At 58.1% G+C, this 22,024-nt stretch carries 18 protein-coding genes and 2 tRNA genes; 15 read left to right on the forward strand and 5 right to left on the reverse strand.

The features are described 5' to 3' along the window. Window positions 1-124: 124 nt before the first annotated feature. The 9 genes from ABNF92_RS06020 (at window position 125) to ABNF92_RS06060 (ending at window position 7,190) form a co-directional block, all read left to right on the forward strand. The gene (locus tag ABNF92_RS06020; RefSeq protein WP_349343725.1) at window positions 125-1,873 is read left to right on the forward strand and encodes a tetratricopeptide repeat protein; all 1,749 of its coding nucleotides are present in this window, start codon (window positions 125-127) and stop codon (window positions 1,871-1,873) included. Continuing rightward, window positions 1,870-2,502 (forward strand): lipoprotein insertase outer membrane protein LolB, encoded by a 633-nt coding sequence (gene lolB, locus ABNF92_RS06025; protein WP_153637261.1) that lies wholly within the window; start codon window positions 1,870-1,872, stop codon window positions 2,500-2,502. Before ABNF92_RS06020 ends, lolB begins: the two co-directional genes overlap by 4 nt. Further along, window positions 2,499-3,362 (forward strand): 4-(cytidine 5'-diphospho)-2-C-methyl-D-erythritol kinase, encoded by an 864-nt coding sequence (ispE, locus tag ABNF92_RS06030; RefSeq protein ID WP_153634558.1) that lies wholly within the window; start codon window positions 2,499-2,501, stop codon window positions 3,360-3,362. The genes lolB and ispE overlap by 4 nt, the downstream gene beginning before the upstream one ends. Before the next feature lie 19 nt (window positions 3,363-3,381). Next, window positions 3,382-3,456 (forward strand) — tRNA-Gln (locus tag ABNF92_RS06035). 52 nt (window positions 3,457-3,508) lie between these two features. After that, the gene (locus tag ABNF92_RS06040; protein ID WP_008176348.1) at window positions 3,509-4,459 is read left to right on the forward strand and encodes a ribose-phosphate diphosphokinase; all 951 of its coding nucleotides are present in this window, start codon (window positions 3,509-3,511) and stop codon (window positions 4,457-4,459) included. 166 nt (window positions 4,460-4,625) lie between these two features. Beyond that, the gene (locus ABNF92_RS06045; RefSeq protein ID WP_136630231.1) at window positions 4,626-5,276 is read left to right on the forward strand and encodes a 50S ribosomal protein L25/general stress protein Ctc; all 651 of its coding nucleotides are present in this window, start codon (window positions 4,626-4,628) and stop codon (window positions 5,274-5,276) included. Window positions 5,277-5,306: 30 nt separating this feature from the next. After that, window positions 5,307-5,894 (forward strand): aminoacyl-tRNA hydrolase, encoded by a 588-nt coding sequence (pth, locus tag ABNF92_RS06050; protein WP_349343726.1) that lies wholly within the window; start codon window positions 5,307-5,309, stop codon window positions 5,892-5,894. A gap of 36 nt (window positions 5,895-5,930) precedes the next feature. Continuing rightward, window positions 5,931-7,022: a redox-regulated ATPase YchF gene (gene ychF, locus ABNF92_RS06055; RefSeq protein ID WP_305966632.1), complete on the forward strand. Its 1,092-nt coding sequence runs from the start codon at window positions 5,931-5,933 to the stop codon at window positions 7,020-7,022. Between the two features lie 91 nt (window positions 7,023-7,113). Beyond that, window positions 7,114-7,190: transfer RNA gene (locus tag ABNF92_RS06060), tRNA-Met, on the forward strand. A gap of 78 nt (window positions 7,191-7,268) precedes the next feature. On the opposite strand, the gene ABNF92_RS06065 is transcribed toward ABNF92_RS06060, so the two are convergent. From ABNF92_RS06065 to istA, 4 genes are all read right to left on the reverse strand, one after another. Next, complete coding sequence (locus ABNF92_RS06065) at window positions 7,269-8,012, reverse strand: transporter substrate-binding domain-containing protein (RefSeq protein ID WP_349343727.1); 744 nt, start codon at window positions 8,010-8,012, stop codon at window positions 7,269-7,271. A gap of 149 nt (window positions 8,013-8,161) precedes the next feature. After that, window positions 8,162-8,905, reverse strand: a complete 744-nt coding sequence (locus ABNF92_RS06070; protein WP_349343728.1) for a transporter substrate-binding domain-containing protein — start codon at window positions 8,903-8,905, stop codon at window positions 8,162-8,164. A 562-nt stretch (window positions 8,906-9,467) separates the two neighbouring features. Continuing rightward, window positions 9,468-10,223 (reverse strand): IS21-like element helper ATPase IstB, encoded by a 756-nt coding sequence (gene istB, locus ABNF92_RS06075; RefSeq protein WP_349343555.1) that lies wholly within the window; start codon window positions 10,221-10,223, stop codon window positions 9,468-9,470. Window positions 10,224-10,237: 14 nt separating this feature from the next. Next, a complete protein-coding gene (gene istA / locus ABNF92_RS06080) occupies window positions 10,238-11,782 on the reverse strand; it encodes an IS21 family transposase (protein WP_349343554.1) in 1,545 nt (514 codons plus the stop codon). A 486-nt stretch (window positions 11,783-12,268) separates the two neighbouring features. Between istA and ABNF92_RS06085 the strand changes: the two genes are divergently transcribed. The 4 genes from ABNF92_RS06085 (at window position 12,269) to ABNF92_RS06100 (ending at window position 18,511) form a co-directional block, all read left to right on the forward strand. Further along, window positions 12,269-13,546, forward strand: coding sequence for an aminotransferase class I/II-fold pyridoxal phosphate-dependent enzyme (locus ABNF92_RS06085; protein WP_222466234.1), 1,278 nt, complete (start codon window positions 12,269-12,271; stop codon window positions 13,544-13,546). A 129-nt stretch (window positions 13,547-13,675) separates the two neighbouring features. Beyond that, entirely contained in the window at window positions 13,676-14,728 is a 1,053-nt protein-coding gene (gene lipA / locus ABNF92_RS06090) for a lipoyl synthase (RefSeq protein ID WP_222466233.1), read from the forward strand. A gap of 9 nt (window positions 14,729-14,737) precedes the next feature. Continuing rightward, window positions 14,738-15,958, forward strand: coding sequence for a methyl-accepting chemotaxis protein (locus ABNF92_RS06095; RefSeq protein WP_349343729.1), 1,221 nt, complete (start codon window positions 14,738-14,740; stop codon window positions 15,956-15,958). Between the two features lie 48 nt (window positions 15,959-16,006). Further along, on the forward strand, window positions 16,007-18,511 hold the full coding sequence (locus ABNF92_RS06100; RefSeq protein ID WP_349343730.1) for an MMPL family transporter: 2,505 nt from the start codon (window positions 16,007-16,009) through the stop codon (window positions 18,509-18,511). Window positions 18,512-18,926: 415 nt separating this feature from the next. On the opposite strand, the gene ABNF92_RS06105 is transcribed toward ABNF92_RS06100, so the two are convergent. Further along, entirely contained in the window at window positions 18,927-19,391 is a 465-nt protein-coding gene (locus ABNF92_RS06105) for a Spy/CpxP family protein refolding chaperone (RefSeq protein WP_349343731.1), read from the reverse strand. A gap of 242 nt (window positions 19,392-19,633) precedes the next feature. Here ABNF92_RS06105 and ylqF point away from each other — a divergent pair, with 242 nt between their 5' ends. Both ylqF and fabB read left to right on the forward strand, forming a co-directional pair. Further along, on the forward strand, window positions 19,634-20,572 hold the full coding sequence (ylqF, locus tag ABNF92_RS06110) for a ribosome biogenesis GTPase YlqF (RefSeq protein WP_349343732.1): 939 nt from the start codon (window positions 19,634-19,636) through the stop codon (window positions 20,570-20,572). Between the two features lie 136 nt (window positions 20,573-20,708). Beyond that, entirely contained in the window at window positions 20,709-21,917 is a 1,209-nt protein-coding gene (gene fabB / locus ABNF92_RS06115; protein WP_209398845.1) for a beta-ketoacyl-ACP synthase I, read from the forward strand. Window positions 21,918-22,024 lie beyond the last annotated feature (107 nt).

Raw genomic sequence — 22,024 nt, forward strand, 5'->3', positions numbered from 1 at the left:
TGGGCAAGAACAGACGCTTATGCCATTATAGGGATTCGGCCGAGGCCGGGACCCGATCTACCTCAAGAAAGGGGCTGGAGCGTGGTTATTATTGATGCGTTTTCGACAGACCATGGGAAGTTGCATGCACAAGTCCGTACCGTTTCTGGTTACCTGCCTGCTTGGCCTCACACTGGCAGGGTGTGCCAGCCTTACCGGCACTGAGGAAGCGCCTGCTCCTGGCGAAAAAGCCGCCACCGAGACGAAAACGGGGCCACAGCTGCCGGTTGAATACGCCGATTTCGAGCCCGAAACCCTTTATCTGTTACTGTCTGCCGAAATTGCGGCCCAGCGCGGCCGCTACGACATTACCCTCGTTAATTACCTGAAAGCTGCCAAGCAGTCCCGCGACCAGGCGGTTATCGAACGGGCCATGAGAATTGCCCAGTCCCTGAACGGCGATAACGCCCAGAAGCAGCTGGCCGAACTCTGGCTGGAAATCGATCCGGACAACCTCCAGGCACATCGGATCTCTACCATCCAGGCCGTAAAAGGAAACGACCTCCAGACCGCCATCCATCACATGGAACGGATCATGGATCAGGGGGGCGATGCTGACTTTGACAGCCTGGCGGCCATGGCCGCAAACCTGCCACCGGAACAACAGCAGGAGCTGCTGGCACTTTACAAAGAAATGTCGGGCCGCCATCCCGACACACCGGAACTCGAATACAGCATCGCACTGCTACTAAAAGTCACGGGGCAGCCGCAGGAAGCGCTCGACAGGCTTGAACCGCTCCTGGAGGAGAATGCGAATTTCCAGCCAGCCATCATTCTCAAGGGTGACCTGCTCTATCAGACTGGCCAGAAAAGCAGCGCCCTGGATTACCTGCTGACCAACACTCGCCGATTTCCTGCCAACCGACAGATGGGCACGCTTTACGGCCGCATGCTCATAAATGAAGGCGAATTACAGGCTGCCCAGGATGAATTTGCAAGACTGGTCAAGCGATACCCTGAAACGCCGGGCCTGCGGCTTTCCCACGCCCTGGTTGCCCTTGAGAATGGACAGACCGACCTTGCTCGGGAAGAACTGACAAAACTGGCCGAACAGGGCCATCACACCAGCGAAGCCCATTACTATCTGGGTCGCATCGAGGACCAGGCGGGCAACACCGAGCAGGCCATTGGCTACTACCAGAGCGTGGAACAGGGCAACTACTATTTCCCGGCCCTGGCCCGCGCCAGCTCCCTGCTGGCCGAGAACGGCCGGCTCGAAGACGCCACTGACCGCATCCGCAGGCTCCGCGAAGCCAACCCCCGGCAGGCAGAGAACTTCTGGCTGCTGGAGGTAAACCTGCTTCTGGATCAGGAACAGCAACAGGAGGCCCTGAGTACCGCCACGGAAGCCCTCGAAGCGCATCCGGACAATATTGAGATACGGTACGCTCGGGCCATGCTGTACGACGGCATTGGCCAGACTGCCGACGCCGAAGCCGACCTCAGGCAGATTATTGAGCAGGAGCCGGAAAACGCCGTGGCCCTGAATGCCCTGGGCTACATCCTGACCACCCGGACCGACAGGCTCAGGGAAGCCCGCGGCTATATCGAGAAAGCGCTCCAACTGGACCCGGATAACCCGGCCATCCTCGACAGCATGGGCTGGGTCCTCTTCCTGGAGGGCCAGATTGAACCTTCGCTCGACTACCTGTCCCGCGCCTGGGCCGCCTTCCCGGACCCCGAAGTTGCCGCCCACTACGGTGAGGCACTCTGGATGAACGGCGCCGAAGAGCAGGCCCGGATCATCTGGCAGGAAGGTCTGGAGCAGGACAGCGACCACGAAGTACTCAGGGAAACCATCGACCGGTTGACCAACGGGGGTGAGTCGGAATGAGACTGGCCCGAATCCTGGCGACACTGACAGTGCTTGCCAGCCTCGGCGCCTGCACCACGATCCAGATCGAGCCATTGCCGGAGGGCATGACCGACCAGCCTCCGGCGGGCTGGACCACTCGCGCCGCCAGTCTCGGTGAGCTCGATCACTGGAAGCTGACGGGCAAGCTGGCCGTCCGACAACCTTCCGACAGCGGCACCGCCATCATCAATCACTGGATTCAGGACGGCGAGGCCTACGACCTGGCTCTTTCCTCGTCCTTTCTCGGCATGGGCAGCACAACCCTCAAAGGCGTGCCCGGCTTTATTGAGTTGACCCTGCCAAATGGCGAAACCTACCGATCGGGCGAGCCGGAAGCACTGGTTGAGGCTGCCACGGGCTGGCAACTGCCCCTGGAGAACCTGACCTGGTGGATTCGCGGCCTGCCATCACCGGCCAGCGACTACCGTCTGCTGTTTGATGATCAGGGCACCCTCGCCATCATCCGCCAGAACGGCTGGGAGATCCGCTACGACCGCTGGCAGGCCTTTCTCTCCAGCTATCCCGCACTCCCCGCCCGCATTACCGCACTCAAGGAAGAAAAACGGGTTCGATTGGTGGTGAGCGACTGGCAGGAGCAGCCTGAATGACACCCGACCTGATACTGCCATCACCAGCCAAGTTGAATCTGTTTCTGCACATTGTAGGGCGCCGGGACGACGGCTATCACGAGCTCCAGACCCTGTTCCAGTTTCTCGACTACGGTGACGATCTGAGCTTCACCCTCACGCCCGGAGAGCCCGGCACAAGGCTCGCGGAGCCCGTCCCTGGTGTTAACGACGAGGACAACCTCATCATCCGCGCGGCTCGGGCCCTTCTTGAACGGGCCCGATGCGAGCTGCCCGGAGTCACCATCGGCATTAACAAACGGCTACCCATGGGCGGCGGTCTTGGCGGCGGGAGCTCCAACGCCGCAACCACCCTGCTGGGACTCAACCATCTCTGGCGACTCGAGCTGAGCACCGATGAACTCGCAGAGATCGGCCTGAGGCTGGGCGCCGATGTTCCCGTATTTGTCCGTGGCCATGCCGCCTTCGGTGAAGGTGTTGGTGAAACACTGACCAATGCCAATCCGCCGGAAGACTGGTTTGTTGTTCTCAAGCCTGGCTGCAACATAAACACTGGCAAGATTTTTTCCGAGCAAGGGTTGACAAGGAACACCCCGAGAATCAAAATAGCGCCCGCTTTTGAGGGAGACGCCTCGAGGTACCGAAACGACTGTGAGGATGTAGTTCGCAAACTGTATCCTGAGGTTAACCAGAGCCTGGAATGGCTTTCACAATTCGGACCTGCAAGATTAACCGGAACCGGGGCTTGCATATTTGGACGTTTCCCGACAGAATCCGCAGCCCGGATCATCTGGGAAAGCAAACCCTCCGGCGTCACGGGGTTCGTAGCTAAAGGGGTGAACATATCACCTCTACACAAAAAGCTAACAGAGCTGAAATGATGCCAAAAAAGCACGATACTGGGGTGTCGCCAAGTGGTAAGGCAACGGGTTTTGATCCCGTCATGCGCAGGTTCGAATCCTGCCACCCCAGCCACCTTTCTCCCGCTTCTTCTGAATCAAACGCCGATACTGAGAAGGATGCCGTCGTGTCCAAACTGATGATCTTCGCTGGTAACGCCAACCCTGAACTGGCTCAGGCGATTGCCCGCAAACTCCACATTCCCATGGGTCAGGCTACTGTAGGCCGTTTCAGCGACGGGGAAACCACCGTCGAGATCAATGAGAATGTCCGCGGCCATGATGTGTTCATCATCCAGCCGACCTGCTACCCCACCAACGATAACCTGATGGAACTGATCGTGATGGCCGACGCACTTCGCCGTGCTTCCGCTACACGAGTCACCGCCGTTATCCCCTACTACGGATATGCGCGCCAGGATCGTCGGGTACGCTCTACCCGTGTTGCCATCAGCGCCAAGGTAGTAGCCGACATGATTTCCAGCATCGGCGTGGACCGGGTTCTGACCGTCGACCTGCACGCTGATCAGATCCAGGGCTTCTTCGATATTCCGGTGGACAACATTTACGCCACGCCGGTCATGCTCGAAGACATCTTCAAGCAGCGCTTCGAGAACTTCGTAGTGGTATCTCCGGACGTTGGCGGCGTGGTCCGTGCCCGTGCCGTGGCCAAGCGTCTGGACGACGCCGATCTCGCGATCATCGACAAGCGCCGCCCGAAAGCGAACGTTTCCCAGGTCATGCACATCATAGGTGATGTCAAAGACAAGACCTGTATTCTGGTAGACGACATCATCGACACCGCCGGCACTCTGTGCAAAGCCGCCAACGCCCTGAAAGAGCACGGCGCGGCCCGCGTGGTTGCCTACATCACCCACCCGGTTCTCTCCGGCCCGGCCATTGATAACATCAATGCCTCTCAGCTGGACGAACTGGTAGTCTGCGACACCATCCCGCTGGGTGACAAAGCACATAATTGTGATAGAATCCGCGTCCTCGGAATGGCCGGGCTGCTCGCGGAGTCTATTCGCCGCGTAAGCAACGAAGAGTCCATCAGCGCCATGTTCGAGAATGCCTGAGTGACCTGACGGTCGTAATATCAAGGCATTACAAGCAGTTACCGGGTCGGGAGCCTACACAGGCTCCCGACTCTTTTAGTCAGCCGGAAAAATCCGGCTTTTCAGAAACATCACCTGATCCAACGCCTGGTCGCGGGCAGTTCAGGTGACGAATGAGGTTATTACCATGTCTCAGGAATTTGTTATAGAAGCATTTCCTCGCGACGATCAGGGGAGAGGTGCGAGCCGCCGCCTGCGTCGTGAGGAGCGTAAAATTCCGGCCATCATCTATGGTGGCGGAAAAGACGCTACTCCGGTTGCCATCTGGCACAACGAGCTGAAAAAGGCCCTGGAAAACGAAGCCTTCTTCTCTCACATCCTGACCATCGAGCTCGGTGGCAAGAAAGAAAGCGTAATCCTGAAGGATCTGCAGCGTCACCCGTACAAGCCGATCCTGACCCACGCTGACTTCCTGCGCGTTGACAAGGACCACGAGATCCACGTCAACGTACCGCTGCACTTCATCAACGAAGATACCGCACCGGCTATCAAGCTCCACGGCGGCGTAGCGAACCACCAGATCAACGAAGTTGAAGTGATCTGTCTGCCGCAGAACCTGCCCGAGTTCATCGAAGTGGACATGACCACTGTCGAGATGGACCAGGTAGTTCACCTGAGCGACCTGAAGCTGCCGAAAGACGTCAAGATCGCCGCCCTGCTCCAGGGTGAAGATCACGACCTGCCGGTTGTGGCTATCCACAAGCCGCGTGGCGCCAAGGTTGATGACGAAGCCGAAGACGGCGAAGAAGGCGAAGAAAGCGGCGAAGACAAGGAGTAATCACTCCTGGCTTGAGGAGGGCAATGGCGAATGGCGCAGGATATTGTCATGGTGGTTGGACTGGGAAATCCCGGCGCTGACTACGAGAATACCCGCCACAACGCCGGCGCCCTTTTCGTCGAAGCTCTGGCCCGCAGTGCGGGCCAGACGCTCCGCCCCGAAAAGAAATACCACGGGCTCTACGCCCGCATTCAATGGCAGGGCCTGGACCTGCACCTCCTGAATCCTACGACCTTCATGAATCGCAGCGGCCTGGCCATCAAGGCGCTGGCAGACTTCTTCAAGATTCAGCCCCAACAGATCCTGATTGCCCACGACGAGCTCGACCTGCCACCGGGTACCGCCAAATTGAAAAAAGGTGGTGGCCACGGCGGACATAACGGATTACGTGACACCATCGCCCACCTGGGCACCAACGATTTTCAGAGACTGCGTATCGGCATTGGCCACCCCGGCGACAGCCGCAGGGTTACAGGCTACGTACTCGGCCGCCTGGGCAAACAGGAAACCGAGGAACTAAACGCCATAATCGACGAAGTCATGCGGGTATTACCGAATGCAGCCAGCGGCAAACTACCAGCCGCCATGAATCGCCTGCACAGCTTCAAACCGGTATAATCCGCCCAAATTTTCCAGTACCAGCAGAGGCACTCCATGGGATTTAACTGCGGCATCGTCGGCCTTCCCAATGTCGGCAAATCCACCCTGTTCAACGCACTGACCAAATCGGGTATTGGCGCGGAGAACTTCCCGTTCTGCACCATCGAGCCCAACGCTGGCGTTGTCGCCATGCCTGATCCGCGCCTCAACAAGCTGGCGGAGATCGTAAAGCCGGAGCGGGTCGTGCCTACCACCATGGAATTCGTCGACATCGCCGGCCTGGTCGCAGGCGCGTCCAAGGGCGAGGGCCTGGGCAACCAGTTCCTGGCCAATATCCGCCAGACCGATGCCATCGCTCACGTGGTCCGCTGCTTTGAAGACGGCAACGTCATTCATGTGGCCAACAAGGTAGACCCAGCCTCCGACATCGAGGTGATCAACACCGAACTGGCCCTGGCCGACCTGGAAACCGTCGAAAAGGCCATCAAGCGGGTTCAGCGCGTCGCCAAGAGCGGTGATAAAGAAGCCAAGGCCCAGCTGGAGATGTTCGAGAAACTGCTGCCCGTGCTCAACGAGGGTAAGCCGGTGCGCAGCATGAACCTCGACAAGGACCAGATGGCGCTGATCCGGGAGCTCTGCCTGCTGACCGTGAAGCCCACCATGTACATTGCCAACGTCAGCGAAGACGGGTTTGAGAACAACCCGCATCTGGACACGGTGCGCAAGATCGCCGAGTCGGAAAATGCCGTGGTTGTGCCCATCTGCAACAAGATCGAAGCCGAAATCTCCGAACTGGAAGACGATGAAAAATCCATGTTCCTGGAGGAGATGGGCATGGAAGAGCCTGGCCTGGATCGCGTAATTCGCGGCGGCTACGGCCTGCTGGGCCTGCAGACCTACTTTACCGCCGGGGTAAAGGAAGTCCGCGCCTGGACCGTGAAAATCGGCGCCACAGCGCCCCAGGCAGCCGGTGTAATCCACACCGACTTTGAACGCGGGTTCATTCGGGCAGAAGTAGTGAGCTACGACGATTTCGTTCAGTACAACGGTGAAGCCGGGGCCAAGGATGCCGGCAAATGGCGTCTGGAAGGCAAGGACTACGTCGTCAAAGACGGCGACGTTATCCACTTCCGCTTCAACGTGTAATTTTTCAGGAAAAACTGCGCCCAAGCCTTGACAGGAAGGGCCCATTTACTGAAAATACGCGCCTCGTTTGGGGCGATACCCAAAGCGAAATGGCAAGGTAGCTCAGTTGGTTAGAGCACAGCACTCATAATGCTGGGGTCGGCGGTTCGACTCCGCCCCTTGCTACCAGTATTTAGAAAGCCCGGCTCGCGAGAGTCGGGCTTTTTTAATGCCTGAAAGGTCGGCAGACAACCCATCGACGCCAAGTCAGCCTTCCGGATCTCGCTGTCTCCCGGGGATATCCCAGGCATCATGACTCTTCTCGCCAATCAAGCGACAGGCTCGTATTGCATCCCTGAAGTCGTCCTTGAGCCGGCTATCCTTCACTTTGTGGGAAATATACATGGATAAATCTATCCAGGCGGCGGTCCGTTCATAATGTGGCCCGCCATAACCTTCGAGATAGAGATCCAGCATCATCCAAGGTAGAACCACGACATCCACACGACCGAGCCTTAGCATTTCGACCGCCTGCGCCCAATCAGAGACATGTATCACGTTAGGGCTATCGCCTTTTAAAAGATCCAGACCAGCAAATTTTCGGACAAATCCAAACCTGAGGCCCGTCATGCTCTCCAAAGGCGGCAAATCCTGAACCATGAGATACACATATTCCAGTTGGAACAACGGACCACCAAAGTCCGCATACTGGTCCCTTTCTACCGTTTGAATTAACGGCAATCCAATCGAAATACCACCCTTTTCCAGCTGTCGAAGTATCTGGGCCAGTGGCATGTTAACGAATTTGAATTCCCCATCTACGCGGCTAAAAACACACCGGTAGTAAGGCGCAAAACGACCCACGAGCCTTCCATTTTCTACCGAAATTTCGCGCTCTATATCGGCAAAGACTCCCACAATGTGGTGGCGTTTTGAATCGGCGGACAGGGATAGAGAAAAAAACAGAAATAAAAAGAAATTCAGAAGCTTGGGCAATACCAGCCTTCGCATGCCTCCCTCCCAATCGTGCGAATACAGTGCGCACTATCCAAAGCATTCAAGCGAACAACGGTGAAAGTTAACTAATCCTTAGCTTAAAACGCTCTCTTCATGGTAGCTGTCGTATCGGCACTGCGCTCATCTATTTGACTGCATCATGGTCAATTTTTCAGATCCTGACGTCTGACAGGAATATCCCAGCCTCCCTGGTTCTGCTCCGCAATAAACCGGCATTTTCTGATTGCCTTTCGGAGATCTTCCGTCAAATCACTATCGTCCAATCGATGTGAAATATACATAGAGAGGTCCACCCAGGCGGCGGTCCTATCGAAGTATGGCTTGTCATACCCCTTTATATAGGTGTCGATGAGAACCCAGGGGAGAACAACAACATCCACACGACCACGCTTGAGCATCTCCACGGCCTGCCCCCAGTCAGAGACATGAATCACCTGGGGATCAGCGCCTCTCAAGAGCTTGTCTCCAACGAACTGCCGGACAAAGGCGAACCTGAGGCCACTCAGACTATCGAGGGGAGGTAAATCCTGAAGCAACAGATAGACGTACTCCGTCTGGAACAGCAGCCCACCAAAATCAGCGTATTCATCCCGCTCGGCCGTCTGAACCATCGGCAAACCAGCAGAAATACCACCTTTCTCCAAGCGGTAAAGCATCTGGGCCAATGGCATTTCAACGAATTGGAAATCGCCCTGCACTCGGCTAAAAACACACTGATAATAAGGCGCAAACCGTCCCACGAGCTCGCCATCTTCAACAGCTATTTCCCTATCGATACCTTCGAAAACCCCAATGACATGGGGGCGTTTCGAGTCAGCAAACAGGGATAGGGAAAATAAGGACAACCAAACAAACTGGATAAGTTTGGGTGAAAGAAGCCGATCCATGTTTCCACCTCCGAAGCACGCGGTTCCGGTACGTGCTTTTTGACTGCATCAAGTCGCTAAAACGCTGTCATTCAATGGTAGACAGATCACCACTACGCACAAGGATAGTGATCAAACAGACAAATTGCCCATTTTCTGGCCATTTTTTCATGTTCTGCGTCATTAAACGGGCTTTGACTGTCGAAATTCATGGTCTTTTGTGCGCGGACATTGGATGTTGCATTCGTGGTGTTCTATCTGGTGCATGCGTTCGTATTCACCTGGTGTTACGGCACCATATTTCCTGACACGGACGCCAAGAAACCCAACGCCACTTAAACAAACTTTGACAATCCCGGGGCCGAGAGTCGGATAAGATAGAGACTTCGCCCCAATGCGTTTCAAGGCTGTATCGCATCATGAAGTCTCGCCATGCACTTACGGTGTTCCTGGCCGTTATACTGGTTCCCATTGCCCTTGGCTTCGCCGGTGCGTATTCCGGCGAACGTGACCGGTCATTCCGGGGATCGTGACCGATTTGCACACGGCCATCACGCTGGAGTCGATTTTGTACTCTGAGCGGTCACGATGGGTCAACCGGTTCCGTCTTTTGTGTTTTCGCTTTTCGCAGTGATTCCCCCTTCAGATTGAGTCGATGAGCGCCGTGCAGGAGCCGATCCAGGATGGCGTCGGCGAGCGTGGCGGAGCCGATGTAGTCGTGCCAGTGTTCGGTTGGTAACTGGCTGGCGATGAGCGTTGAGCCTCGCCCGTGCCGGTCTTCGATCACCTCCATCAGGTCTTGCCGTTGTTGCGCCGTGACCTTCTGCATACCCCAGTCGTCCAGGATCAGCAGGTCGGTCTTCAGCAACTGGTTCATCAGCCGTGCGTAGCTGCCATCGCCGTGGGCGATGCGCAGTTGTTCGAACAGGCGCGGTACTCGCAGGTAGCGAACCGAGAGCCCCTGCCGGCAGGCCTGGTTGCCCAGGGCGCACGCCAGCCAGGTCTTGCCGCAACCGGTCGGGCCGGTGATGCACAGGTTCAGGGATTGGCGGATCCAGTCACAGCTGGCCAGGCCCGCCATGCGGGAGCGTTCCAGCCCCCGTGGATGTCGGTAATCGATGTCTTCCACGCAGGCCGGCACCCGCAGCCGGGCCGCCTTCAGCAGCCGCTCTAATCGGCGATTTTCCCGATGCAGCACCTCCCGGTCGATGAGCAAGGCCAGGCGTTCCTCAAACGCCAGGTCGTGGGTGTCGGGCTGTGCCCGTTGTTGTTCCAGGGCATCGCACATGCCGGTCAACTTGAGCTGGCGCAGGGTATCGAGGGTGTTTTGAGTCAACATCAGTTTCTCCGGGATCAGTGGTAGTAGCGGGGGCCGCGAACGTTGGTGTGAACGGGCAGATCGGCCAGTTCCGGTTCTTCCTCGGTCAGTGGTAGGGGAAGCTGATCCAGGCCCTGCTTCAGGATCGAGGTGATGCTCTGGTAGCTGGCCGAGTTGATGGACAGCGCCCGGGCACAGGCTTGCTCCAGCCGGTCACGGCTGTACCGTCGACTCAGGTTCAACAGCCCCAGGCAGGCCCGGTAGCCATGTTCGGGATGGGGGCGATCCTTAAGCTGTTGCTGCACCACATCGAGCGTGGCGGGGCCGATGTCCGCGGCCCAGTTCAGGAACCGGCCCGGTGACCAGTTTTGATGGGCCTGGTGGGATTTGGGCATGTGCTCGGTCAGGGTGACGAAGCGGTTCTTGCCGTGGCGGGGATGCAACGCCACCCGCTGGCCCTTGTGCATGACTTCCACGGCGGTGTCGGTCACCCGTACTTCCAGCTTCACGCCCACGAGAGCGTGAGGCACGCTGTACAGCCGTTTGTCGATCTCGATGTGGTAGTCGATGCCCGGCCGTGCCTTACGCCACTCGGCATAGACGTAGGGCGTTGCCGGCAGTGGCTTCAGCGCGTGTCGGTCCAGCGCTTCGAACAGGCTCTGGCGGCTCTCGGAGCGTCCCTGGAACGGGCGCTGGTTCAGTGCCGGTAGCAGGTCTGCAATCGCCGAGTTCAGTTCGGCCAATGAGAAGAACGTTCGGTGCCGCAACCGCGCCAGGATCCAGCGTTCAACCAGCAGCACAGCGGCTTCAGCCTTTGCCTTGTCCTTGGGCTTGTAGGGACGTGCCGGCAACACCGCCGTCTGGTAATGGGCCGCCAGTTCCGCGTAGGTCTCGTTGATCTGGGGCGTGTATCGGTCTGTCCTGGTGACCGCTGCCTTGAGATTGTCCGGAACCAGCAGTTCCGGCACCCCACCGTAGAACGCCAGCATCCGCTGGTGGGAGGCGATCCAGTCCGGCAGGCTTTGGCTCCAGGTGGCCTCGGCGAAGGTGTAGCTGGACGCGCCCAGCACGGCCACAAAGACCTGGGCTTTACGCATCTCACCGGTGCTGCGGTCCACCACCGGCACGGTGGGGCCGCAGTAGTCGATAAAAATCTTTTCCCCGGCCCGATGAACCTGACGCATGCTGCGCCTCTGCCGGCCGCGCCAGAGCCGGTAGTGATGGCAGAACTGACTGTACCGGCGGGCCTTGTCGCCGTGGCGCTCCACGTACTCGGCCCACAACAGTTGCAGGGTGACGCCCTTGGTCTTCAGCTCCTGATGGACCTGGAAGTAGTCGGGCTCGGCAAAGCGTGCAGGCGGCGTCTTGGCCGGGAACAGCAGGGCTTCCAGCCGTGCTTCGTCCGTGCCTTCCGGCAACGGCCAGGTGATGCCCTGAGCGGTGGCCAGGCTGACGTATTTACCGACCACACCCTTGGAAAGGCCACAGGCGCGTGCAATGCGCTCATGGCTCAGGCCCGCTTCGTACTTGAGGCGCAAGACCTCGATGATTTGTCGCATGGAAATCCTCGCTGCCGGCATCCACCCTTCCTCGTGATAGAAAAAGGAAGGGGTATGCCGGATAAAGTGGAAGAATTCCAGCGTGTTGGCAGTGATTCCGGAGGAACGTGACCGATGATTCCGGCATCGTGACCGGCGATTCCGGAAAAATGTCCAAAATCGGTCACGATAAAACGGAATGAGCGGTCACGATCACCCGGAACAGGCGGTCACGTTCAAACGGAATGGCCGGTCACGATGGGCCGGAATATGCAGCCGGCGCGAGCGTGAAGGCGGCCATCGTGTCGATCAGCGTTTTCTGGGCTTGCCTGGGGATCTTTTTCTATCCATCCATCAGCGACTTTCTGAAGGCTAAAAGCAGGCAGCGCGACGACTAGTGTGCTTCGGGACCACCCCTCACCCCGATTCTTTTCCTTCCAAGCTCCAACGATCCTCTCACAAGAAACTCTGTGGCATACTCACGGGCTGAAACCCATAAAGAACAACACACCAGCAAGGACCGTTGACATGAAACCGGAAACCCTCGCGCTGCACGCAGGCTTCAAAAGCGATCCCACTACTCGGGCGGCGACCACGCCGATTTATCAGACCACGTCCTACACCTTCGACGACACCCAGCACGGTGCCGATCTGTTCGACCTGAAGGTTCAGGGCAATATCTACACCCGCATCATGAACCCCACCAATGCGGTTCTGGAAGAGCGGATGGCGGAGCTGGAAGGCGGCGTTGGAGCCCTGGCCGTAGCTTCTGGCATGGCGGCCATCACCTATGCCCTGCAGACTATCTGCAAGGTGGGCAACAACATCGTCAGCACCAGCCAGCTGTACGGCGGCACTTACAACCTGTTTGCCCACTCGCTGCCGAACCAGGGCATTGAGTGCAAGATGGTCGCCCACGACGATTTCGATGCCGTGGAAAAGGCCATTGATGAAAACACCCGCGCCCTGTTCTGCGAGTCCATCGGTAACCCGGCGGGCAATGTGGTCGACATCCAGCGCTGGGCCGAGATCGCCCACAAGCACGGTATTCCGCTGATGGTGGACAATACGGTAGCCACCCCCTTCCTGTGCCGCCCGATTGAGCACGGTGCCGACATCGTTATCCACTCGCTCACCAAGTACATCGGTGGCCACGGCACTACCGTCGCTGGCGTAGTAGTGGATTCCGGCAAGTTCGACTGGAAAGCCAGCGCCGACAAATTCCCGATGCTGAACGAGCCGGACCCATCCTACCACGGCGTGGTCTACACCGACGCCCTGGGCCCTGCCGCCTTCATCGGCCGCTGCCGCGTAGTGCCGCTGCGTAATACCGGTGCTGCCCTGGCCCCGTTTAATGCGTTCCTGATCATGCAGGGCCTGGAAACCCTGGCGCTGCGCATGGAACGTCACTGCGAGAACGCGGAGAAAGTCGCCAACTTCCTGCAGGATCACCCGTCTGTGGAGTGGGTGAATTACGCGACTCTTGCCAACAGCCCCTACAAGGCGACCTGCGACAAGATCTGTGGTGGAAAGGCGTCTGGCATCCTGAGTTTTGGCATCAAGGGTGGCCGGGAAGCCGGTGCGAAGTTCATTGATGCCCTGGATATGATCCTGCGTCTGGTGAACATCGGTGACGCCAAGTCCCTGGCCTGCCATCCGGCCACCACCACCCACCGCCAGCTGAACCCGGAGGAACTGAAGAGTGCCGGGGTGAGCGAGGATCTGGTGCGTCTGTCCATCGGCATCGAACATGTCGACGACATCATTGCCGACATCAGTCAGGCCCTGGACAAAGCCCAGGCTTGATAAGGGTCAACCGGGTACGACCAATGTCGTGCCCGGCACCCCCGTGATTGCCCCTATCTGTCTTGTAACTCCCCCGCCAGCCCATTACTCTTTAGTGTTCCCCATGCCCGAATCGAGAGTCCGGTTGCAATGAGCGACAGCGCAAAAACCCGCATTACCAGTGGTTCCAAATTCCGCAATGAACATGGCTTCTCAGCCATCAAGGATGGCGTCAAGCGGTCGTCGAAGCAGGAAGCCACAACCGCGGAAAAGCGAGAGCCGAAGCCAAAATGGCTCAGGGCACGCATGCCCGGGGGTGAACGCTATGAAGCGGTGCGCAAGAACGTCACTGAGCACCGGTTGAGCACCGTTTGCCAGGAATCCCATTGCCCCAACATCGGTGAGTGCTGGACTGCCGGTACGGCTACCATCATGGTGATGGGGTCTGTCTGCACCCGCGCCTGCAAATTCTGCGCGGTAGACACCGGCAACCCGAAAGGCTGGCTGGATCATGAAGAGCCGGAGAACACGGCCAAGTCCGTGGAGCTCATGGGCCTTCGCTACATCGTGCTTACCTCGGTAGACCGTGACGACCTGGACGACGGTGGCGCTGCCCACTATGCCGCCTGCGTTTCGGCCATCAAACAGCGCACCCCCGAAGTCGCCGTTGAGGCGCTAACGCCTGATTTCGACGCGGTCATGTCTGACGTTGAGAAGGTGGTGGATTCCGGGCTGGATGTCTTTGCCCAGAACGTGGAAACCGTCAAACGGCTGACCAGCCGGGTCCGGGACCCGCGCGCCGGGTATGAAAAAACCCTGCGGGTTCTCGAACATGCCAAAAAGCACCGCCCGGATGTGCTCACCAAGACCAGCCTGATGCTGGGCCTGGGTGAAACCGAGGAGGAAATCCTGGAAACCATGGACGACCTGCGCGCCATCGGTGTGGATATCCTGACCCTGGGCCAGTACCTGCGCCCCACCCCGAATCACCTGCCGGTGGAACGCTACGTCACTCCGGAAGAATTCAACCGTTACCGGGAAATCGGCCTGGAGAAGGGCTTCATGGAAGTACCCTCCGGCCCTATGGTCCGCTCCAGCTACCGGGCCGATAAGGTATTCGATAAAAACAATCTTGGCCTCGCCGTGCCTGAGGTTCCCCAGACCTCCAATGCCATGCAGATTCCGGTGAAGGCCATCGACTGAGAACGATTCATGCTGACACTGCTGCGAAATGCCCGGCTGAAGTACAAATTCTGGTTGCTGAACATTGTCGTTTTTGCAGTTCTCTGTTTGCTGGTTCTTTACGCCATGCAGACCATTGCGGGGCAGACCGGCAAGAGTTTCGACCAGGTCTTCGCTGATACAGCGCCCGGCTTTGCGCTGGTGGTTGCGGTACTCATGGTGCTGGAGATGGCCGGCTCCCAACTGCTGATCTCGTTTATCGAGCGCCACGTGAATCGCCTGAAAAACACCATGGTCGACGTTCAGTCCTCGGGCAATCTGAGCCAGAGGGCAGTGGTGGACTCCAACGACGAAATCGGCGAAATGGCGAGCGCCTTCAATGCCATGCAGGACCGCACCGTGGCAGTAGTACGCAGCATGAAGGAAGCCATCGATCGGCTGCATCGCGAAGTTGAAGAACTCACTTCGGCTGCCGAAGCCCGCCGGGATGATCTGGGCCGTCAACAGCAAGGCGCCGACCGGTCCGCGGAGGTCATCGAAACCATGCTGCAGAGCTTCACCGGCATTGCCGAACAGGCCGGCATTGCCAAGACCCTCTCCCACGAAGCAAGCGATGCGGCCCGTGACGGCAGCACCCAAGTCGGCCAGAGCGCCGACAGCATCCGAAAACTCGCTGACGTGGTGCGCAACTCCGCCAGCAGCGTCGAAGCCCTGGCCGAGAACAGCCATGAAATCAGCCACGCCATCACCGAGATCCGGGGTATTGCCGAACAGACCAATTTGCTGGCCCTGAACGCAGCCATCGAGGCCGCTCGGGCCGGCGAACAGGGCCGAGGGTTTGCTGTGGTGGCTGATGAAGTACGCAAACTGGCTCAACGGGTTCAGGACTCCACTGATCAGATTCAGGGCACCATCGACCGACTTCTCAATGCCATTAACACGGCTGTAAACCAGATGACCGGCAGCTCCGATGACGCCACCCGCTGCGTCGAGGAATCCGAAGAAGGCCGCCGTGCCCTCGAAGCCATCAACGAGGTGGTCAGTCGAATCGATCATACCAACCAGGAAATCGCCAATGTTTCCGCGGAACAGACCGCTGGCACCGACGACGTGCTAGCCAACGTGCAGGGCATTCGCGAAACCACCCAGAGCATGGTGACCCAGCTCGCCGAGAGCGCGGAAATGAGCCGACGCCTGAAAATGCTGATCGATTCCCTGGAAGAAGCCTCGTCAAAGGTCACGGTTCACTGAGGTTTGTGGCACACTCTGCACTCGTTTGAACTGGCAGAGTAGTTGTTCATGAATCGTCTTCGCGCCCTGTATGATCGCCTGGTTTTTCCACACCCGTTTATCATCCTCTCGGCCTTTGCTGTTTTGCTGGCGCTCGCCGCTATCAAATTCGGCGAGTTCCGGCTGGATGCCTCTGCCGAATCCCTGGTACTCGAAAACGACCGCTCCCTGGAGCAATACCGTCAGGTAAACCGCCGCTTCACCACCTCGGATGATTTCCTGATCGTCACCTATACCCCCGAGGGTGAACTGTTCTCGGAAGAGGGCCTCGCCCGGCTGGGCGCGTTGCGAGATGAGCTGCAGAGTTTGGACGCAGTAGGCTCCACCAACAGCATCCTGAATGTGCCGCTCCTGCATAGCCCGAATCTGACGCTGGACACCGTGGACAGCGAGATCAAGACCCTCGACGAACACGGTGTGGCCCCAGAGACGGCCCGCGAGGCGCTGCTGAACAACCCGCTCTACCCCAACCTGCTGATCAGTGAAGATGGCCGCACCACGGCGATACAGGTCAACCTGCCCACGCCGGATCGATATTTCGAGTTGCTGAGAAAACGCAACGACCTGAGAGACAAGGCCGACGCTGGCGAAGCCTCCGAAGCCGAGCTGGCAGAACTGGAGCATGTAAAGCAGGAGTTCATCGACTTTACCGAAACCCTCGGTGTGGAACGCGATGCCACCATCCGCACCGTTCGCTCCATACTGGACAAGTACCGGGATGGCGCAGAGATCCACCTGGGCGGCGTGCCCATGATTGTGGCGGACATGATCCGGTTTATCGAAAACGACCTCTCGACCTTCGGGCTGGGCGTGCTCGCATTTCTGCTACTCACCCTGGCCATTATCTTCCGGCAATGGCGCTGGGTGCTGGTGCCACTGCTGTGCTGCGGCTTTACGGTCTGGCTGATGATTGGCTTTCTGGGGTGGGCCCAGTGGCCGGTGACGGTAATCTCCTCCAACTTCATTTCCCTGCTGCTGATCATGACCCTGTCGCTCACCATTCACCTGATCGTACGCTACCGGGAATTCCAGCACGACGAACCGGACGCCAGCCCCAGAGACACTCTGCGCAACACCGTGATGGCGATGATCAAACCCTGCTTCTACATGGCCATCACTACCATTGTCGCCTTCGGGTCCCTTACCTTCAGCGGCATTCGCCCGGTCATCGACTTTGGCTGGATGATGACCCTGGGGCTGACGGTGGCCTTCCTCATTACCTTCGTCATATTCCCGGCCCTGCTGATCCTGGTGCCGCCACCACTGGATAGCCGGGTAACCTCTGATCGGGTTCCCTTCACCGATGCCTTTGCCCGCTTCACGGAGCACTTCGGCAAAACGGTACTGGTCGGCTCCGGCGTGATTGCGGTGCTCTGCGTGGTCGGCCTGAGCAAGCTGACGGTGGAAAACAGCTTCATCGATTATTTCAAATCCTCCACCGAAATCCACCAGGGCATGATCACCATCGACAACCGCCTGGGCGGTACTACCCCCCTGGACGTAGTGATTACCGACGACCCTCCACCAGAAGGCGCGAACGGCGGCGACCCGTTTGCCAGCGACTGTGATCCGTTTGTGGAGGATTGCGGCGCCGGCGAGGAATACCGGGATACCTGGTACACCTACCAGAAAATGGAGGAACTGGAAGCCGTTCATGAGTATCTGGACGGATTACCCGAAACCGGCAAGGTACTGTCCATCAACACCACCCTGGAGATCCTCGCCAGAATCAACCAGGGCGAGCCTCTGGACGCCCTGGAGCTGGCGTTTGTACCGGCGGCCGTGCCGGACGACCTGCAGGACACCCTGCTGACGCCCTACATCTCCGAGGAGCACGACCAGGCGAGATTCAGCATCCGGATCCTGGAGACCATGCCGGAACTGCGTCGACAGGAGCTGTTGAACCGCATCCACGAACACCTGACCACGGAACTGGGCTACTCGAAAGACCAGGTGCTCTTTGCCGGCATGACCGTGATGTACAACAACATGCTGCAAAGCCTGTTCGATTCCCAGATCAAAACCATCGGCGTGGTCTTCGCCGCCATCATGGCGATGTTCCTGATCCTGTTCCGCTCGCTAAAACTGGCCCTGATCGGCATCGCCCCCAACCTGATCGCCGCAGGCTCCGTACTCGGCCTGATGGGCTGGATGGGCATCCCCCTGGATATGATGACCATCACCGTGGCGGCCATCACCGTGGGCATCGCCGTGGATGACACCATCCACTATATTCATCGGTTCAAAACCGAGTTCCAGAAAGACGGCGACTACATCGCCACCATGCACCGGTGCCACCGAAGCATCGGCCAGGCCATGTTCTTCACCTCGCTGACCATCATCTCCGGGTTCTCGATACTGGTGCTGTCAAACTTCATCCCGACCATCTACTTCGGGTTGTTCACCGGGTTTGCCATGTTCATGGCTCTGGTGGGGGCGCTTACCCTGCTTCCCCGGCTTATTGTTCTGGTTAAACCCTTTGGCTCTAGCGGGGCTTCGGGCTTGGGCTCCTAGCCTTCTGGTTTCGGGGGTGGCTCGGCGGGTGTAGGCCTTTGCCAGAACCGCTACGAGCACATCCATGTGCGCTTGACGTCGGCCATCCTTGGCCGCCGACATTCTGTCAAAGGCCCACACCCGCCAAGCTTCAGAAATAGGAGTTATCGGAAGACACTCCGCGCCAAATCTTTCAGCCAACCTTATGATCAGTAGCCGATTACTGAACCGTTCGAAGAACAGGGGTGTGGTGCCCTCCCAAAAATGTCTGTGGCCAAGGATGGCCACAGCCAAGCGCACATGGATGTGCTCGTAGCGGTTTTTGGGAGGGCGCCACGCCACTGTTCCTCCCCCAAAACCAGCAGGCTACAGACCAAAAAAAGGGCCACACCCAAGGATGCGGCCCTTCTCCAACAAAGTCAGAGGGAAAGCAGGATCATTGCATGCCCTGACCTTGCCCCTGCTGCATCTGCTGTTGCATCTGACGACGCTGCTGCATTTGCTGTTGCATCTGCTGCATACGCTTATCCAGCTCGTCGCGTTGCTCCTGGGTAAACACGCTGTCTACCTTCGCCTGCATCAGCGTGGACAGCGCCGCGATCTCGCCGGTCACTTCGCCCAGCTCTTTGGCTTGCTCGCGAATCGCAGCTTCATCAAAGTCTGACTTGATCTCACCCTGCATCTGCTGCTGCAGCGCGCGGGCTTCCTGGCGGAGCTCGCCGATTTCGACCTGCATCTCGTCGATGATGGCGCGGATTTCGGTCTGCTGCTCTTCGGTCAGCCCTACCATCTGGGCCAACTGGTCAACCTGATCAGGCTGGCCGCCGGACTGCTGGGCCACGGCCGGGACCGAAAGGCTCAGGGCAACCAGGGCAGTACCAAACAATTTTGCAAGCTTCATAACTCTCTCCATAAACAAGGTGGCCACAATTGAAATACCACCGACATACATTGGTTTCATCGTTCAGGGACTACACCCTAAAACATACGGATACGGTTTTTCACCCCGATCAGCCCTCTTTTTGTACATACTTCTCAGTCTTCCACGCCAAAAGCCGCCACACACGGGGATTCAAACAAATGTGAAAGTTTGGTCATTCCCCTTCATAATGGCGCCGTTCAAACCAATCCGGAGCAGATACGATGGCCATCAACTGGTTTCCAGGGCACATGCACAAGGCCCGCAAGGAGATCAAAAAAGTCATGCCACAGATGGATCTCATCATCGAAGTGGTTGATGCGCGCATTCCTTTCAGCAGCGAAAACCCGCTGGTACCTGCCCTGCGCGGTGATACCCCGCTGATCAAGGTATTGAACAAACGCGACCTGGCAGATCCAGAAATCACTGAGCAGTGGTTAGCCTGGCTCGAAAAAGAGCGTGGCGTCCGCGCCATTACGCTTACCCACAACCAACGCAATGAAGCGCTGGCTATCCTCAAACTGGCGGAGGAGATGACGCCCGATCATGATCGCCAGAAGAGTGCACTGAGGGTGATGATTCTGGGCATTCCCAATGTCGGTAAATCCACCCTGATCAATACCCTGGCAGGGCGCCCTGCGGCCAAGACCGGGAACGAGCCAGCCGTAACCAGGGCGCAACAGGCCATCAAACTGCCCAACAACATTCTGCTCTACGACACGCCCGGCTTCCTCTGGCCAAAACTGTCTCCCGAAGCCTGTGGTTATCGTCTGGCGGTAACCGGGGCGATTCGGAGCGCGGTGCTGGACTTTGAGGATGTGGCCATGTTCGAGGCCGAGTACCTTCTGGAAGCCTATCCAGAGCTGGTCAAAACCCGCTACGGCTTCGAGGAACTACCGAAAGGTGCCCTGGCGCTGATGGACGGAATTGCCGAGAAGCGGAGATTCTTCGGCCGCGGTGGCATCCCGGATCTGCACAAAGTATCGGAGGTGTTGCTCAACGAATTCCGGGCCGGAACTCTGGGACGCATCTCGCTGGAAACCCCTGAGATGGTCGAGCGCGAAGCCCGGGAAGCCGAGGCAGCCGCGGCTGAGAAAGCCGCTCGCGAGGAGGCCAGCGGCGCAAAGAAGGGCGCCAGAAAGGGTCGAAGCGGCAAGCGCTGAACACTCTGTGGGGCTTTATCCGGCCTTCTCCCCTTACCAAGGTCAAATATCGTATCCGGGCCAAAGCGCCTAGACTGTTAAATAACGTTATTGATCGCAAGGTCGGCCGCATCGGCCGGTCGGTAAGGAGGAACTTATGAGACGCGTCGTCGTCACCGGTATGGGCATTGTGTCCTGCATTGGCAATTCACTGGATGAAGTCAGGGACAGCCTTAAAAATGGAAAGTCCGGCATCCGTTTCAACGAAACCTATAAGGAAATGGGCTTTCGCAGCCAGATTGCAGGCTCGGTGGATGTCGACACATCCGTTATCGACCGCAAGATCCGCCGGTTCATGGGCCCGTCGGCCATGTACAGTTTCCTGTCCATGGAGCAGGCCATTGCCCAGGCAGGGCTGACCGAGGAGCTGATCTCCAATGACCGCACCGGTCTGATCGCGGGCTCAGGCGGCGCGTCCTGTTCCAGCCAGGTTGAAGCCACCGACATCATGCGTGAGAGAGGCGTGAAGCGCATCGGGCCGTATATGGTGCCCCGCATCATGACCAGCACGGTTTCCGCCTGTCTGGCCACAGCATACAAAATCCGCGGCGTGAACTACTCCATGTCTTCGGCCTGCGCCACGAGTGCCCACTGCATCGGCCATGCCATGGAGCAGATCCAGGCGGGCAAGCAGGACATCGTGTTCGCCGGCGGCGGAGAAGAAGAGGACTGGAGCCTGACAATGATGTTCGACGCCATGGGCGCCCTTTCCACCAAGTACAACGACGCTCCCGAGACAGCCTCGCGCCCCTTCGACGCCGGCCGAGACGGTTTCGTGATCGCCGGCGGTGGCGGCATGATGGTACTGGAAGAGCTGGAGCATGCGAAGAAACGCGGTGCCAACATCATTGCCGAACTTACCGGCTATGGCGCCACCTCAGACGGCTACGACATGGTCGCCCCCTCGGGCGAAGGCGCCCAGCGCTGCATGAAACAGGCGATGGCCACGATCCGTGGCAAGATCGACTACATCAACGCGCACGGCACCAGCACCCCGGTTGGCGATGTTGCCGAGATGGGCGCGGTGCGTTCAACTTTTGGTTCCGACATCCCCGCCATTTCATCTACCAAATCACTGACCGGCCACTCCCTTGGTGCTGCAGGCGTGCAGGAGGCGATCTACTCGCTCCTGATGCTGCAGAATGGCTTCATTGCAGGCACCAGAAACCTCAGCGATCCGGACGAGAAAATCAGCGACATGCCGTTAGTCGGCCCGAAAAGTCGCGAAGGCGCACTGAACACCGTGATGTCCAACAGTTTCGGCTTTGGTGGGACGAACGCGTCTCTGGTATTTGAAAAACTGTAAGCATGAGTGGCACAAGGGCCTTCGGGCCCTTATTTTTAACAATTATATTCTCAGATCATTAAGCTTGATTATTGGCAAAGACCGCTATCCGTATTAAGGTACATAGT

The organism is Marinobacter sp. MMG032 (assembly GCF_040112695.1).
In the GTDB taxonomy this organism is placed as follows: Bacteria; Pseudomonadota; Gammaproteobacteria; order Pseudomonadales; family Oleiphilaceae; genus Marinobacter; species Marinobacter salsuginis.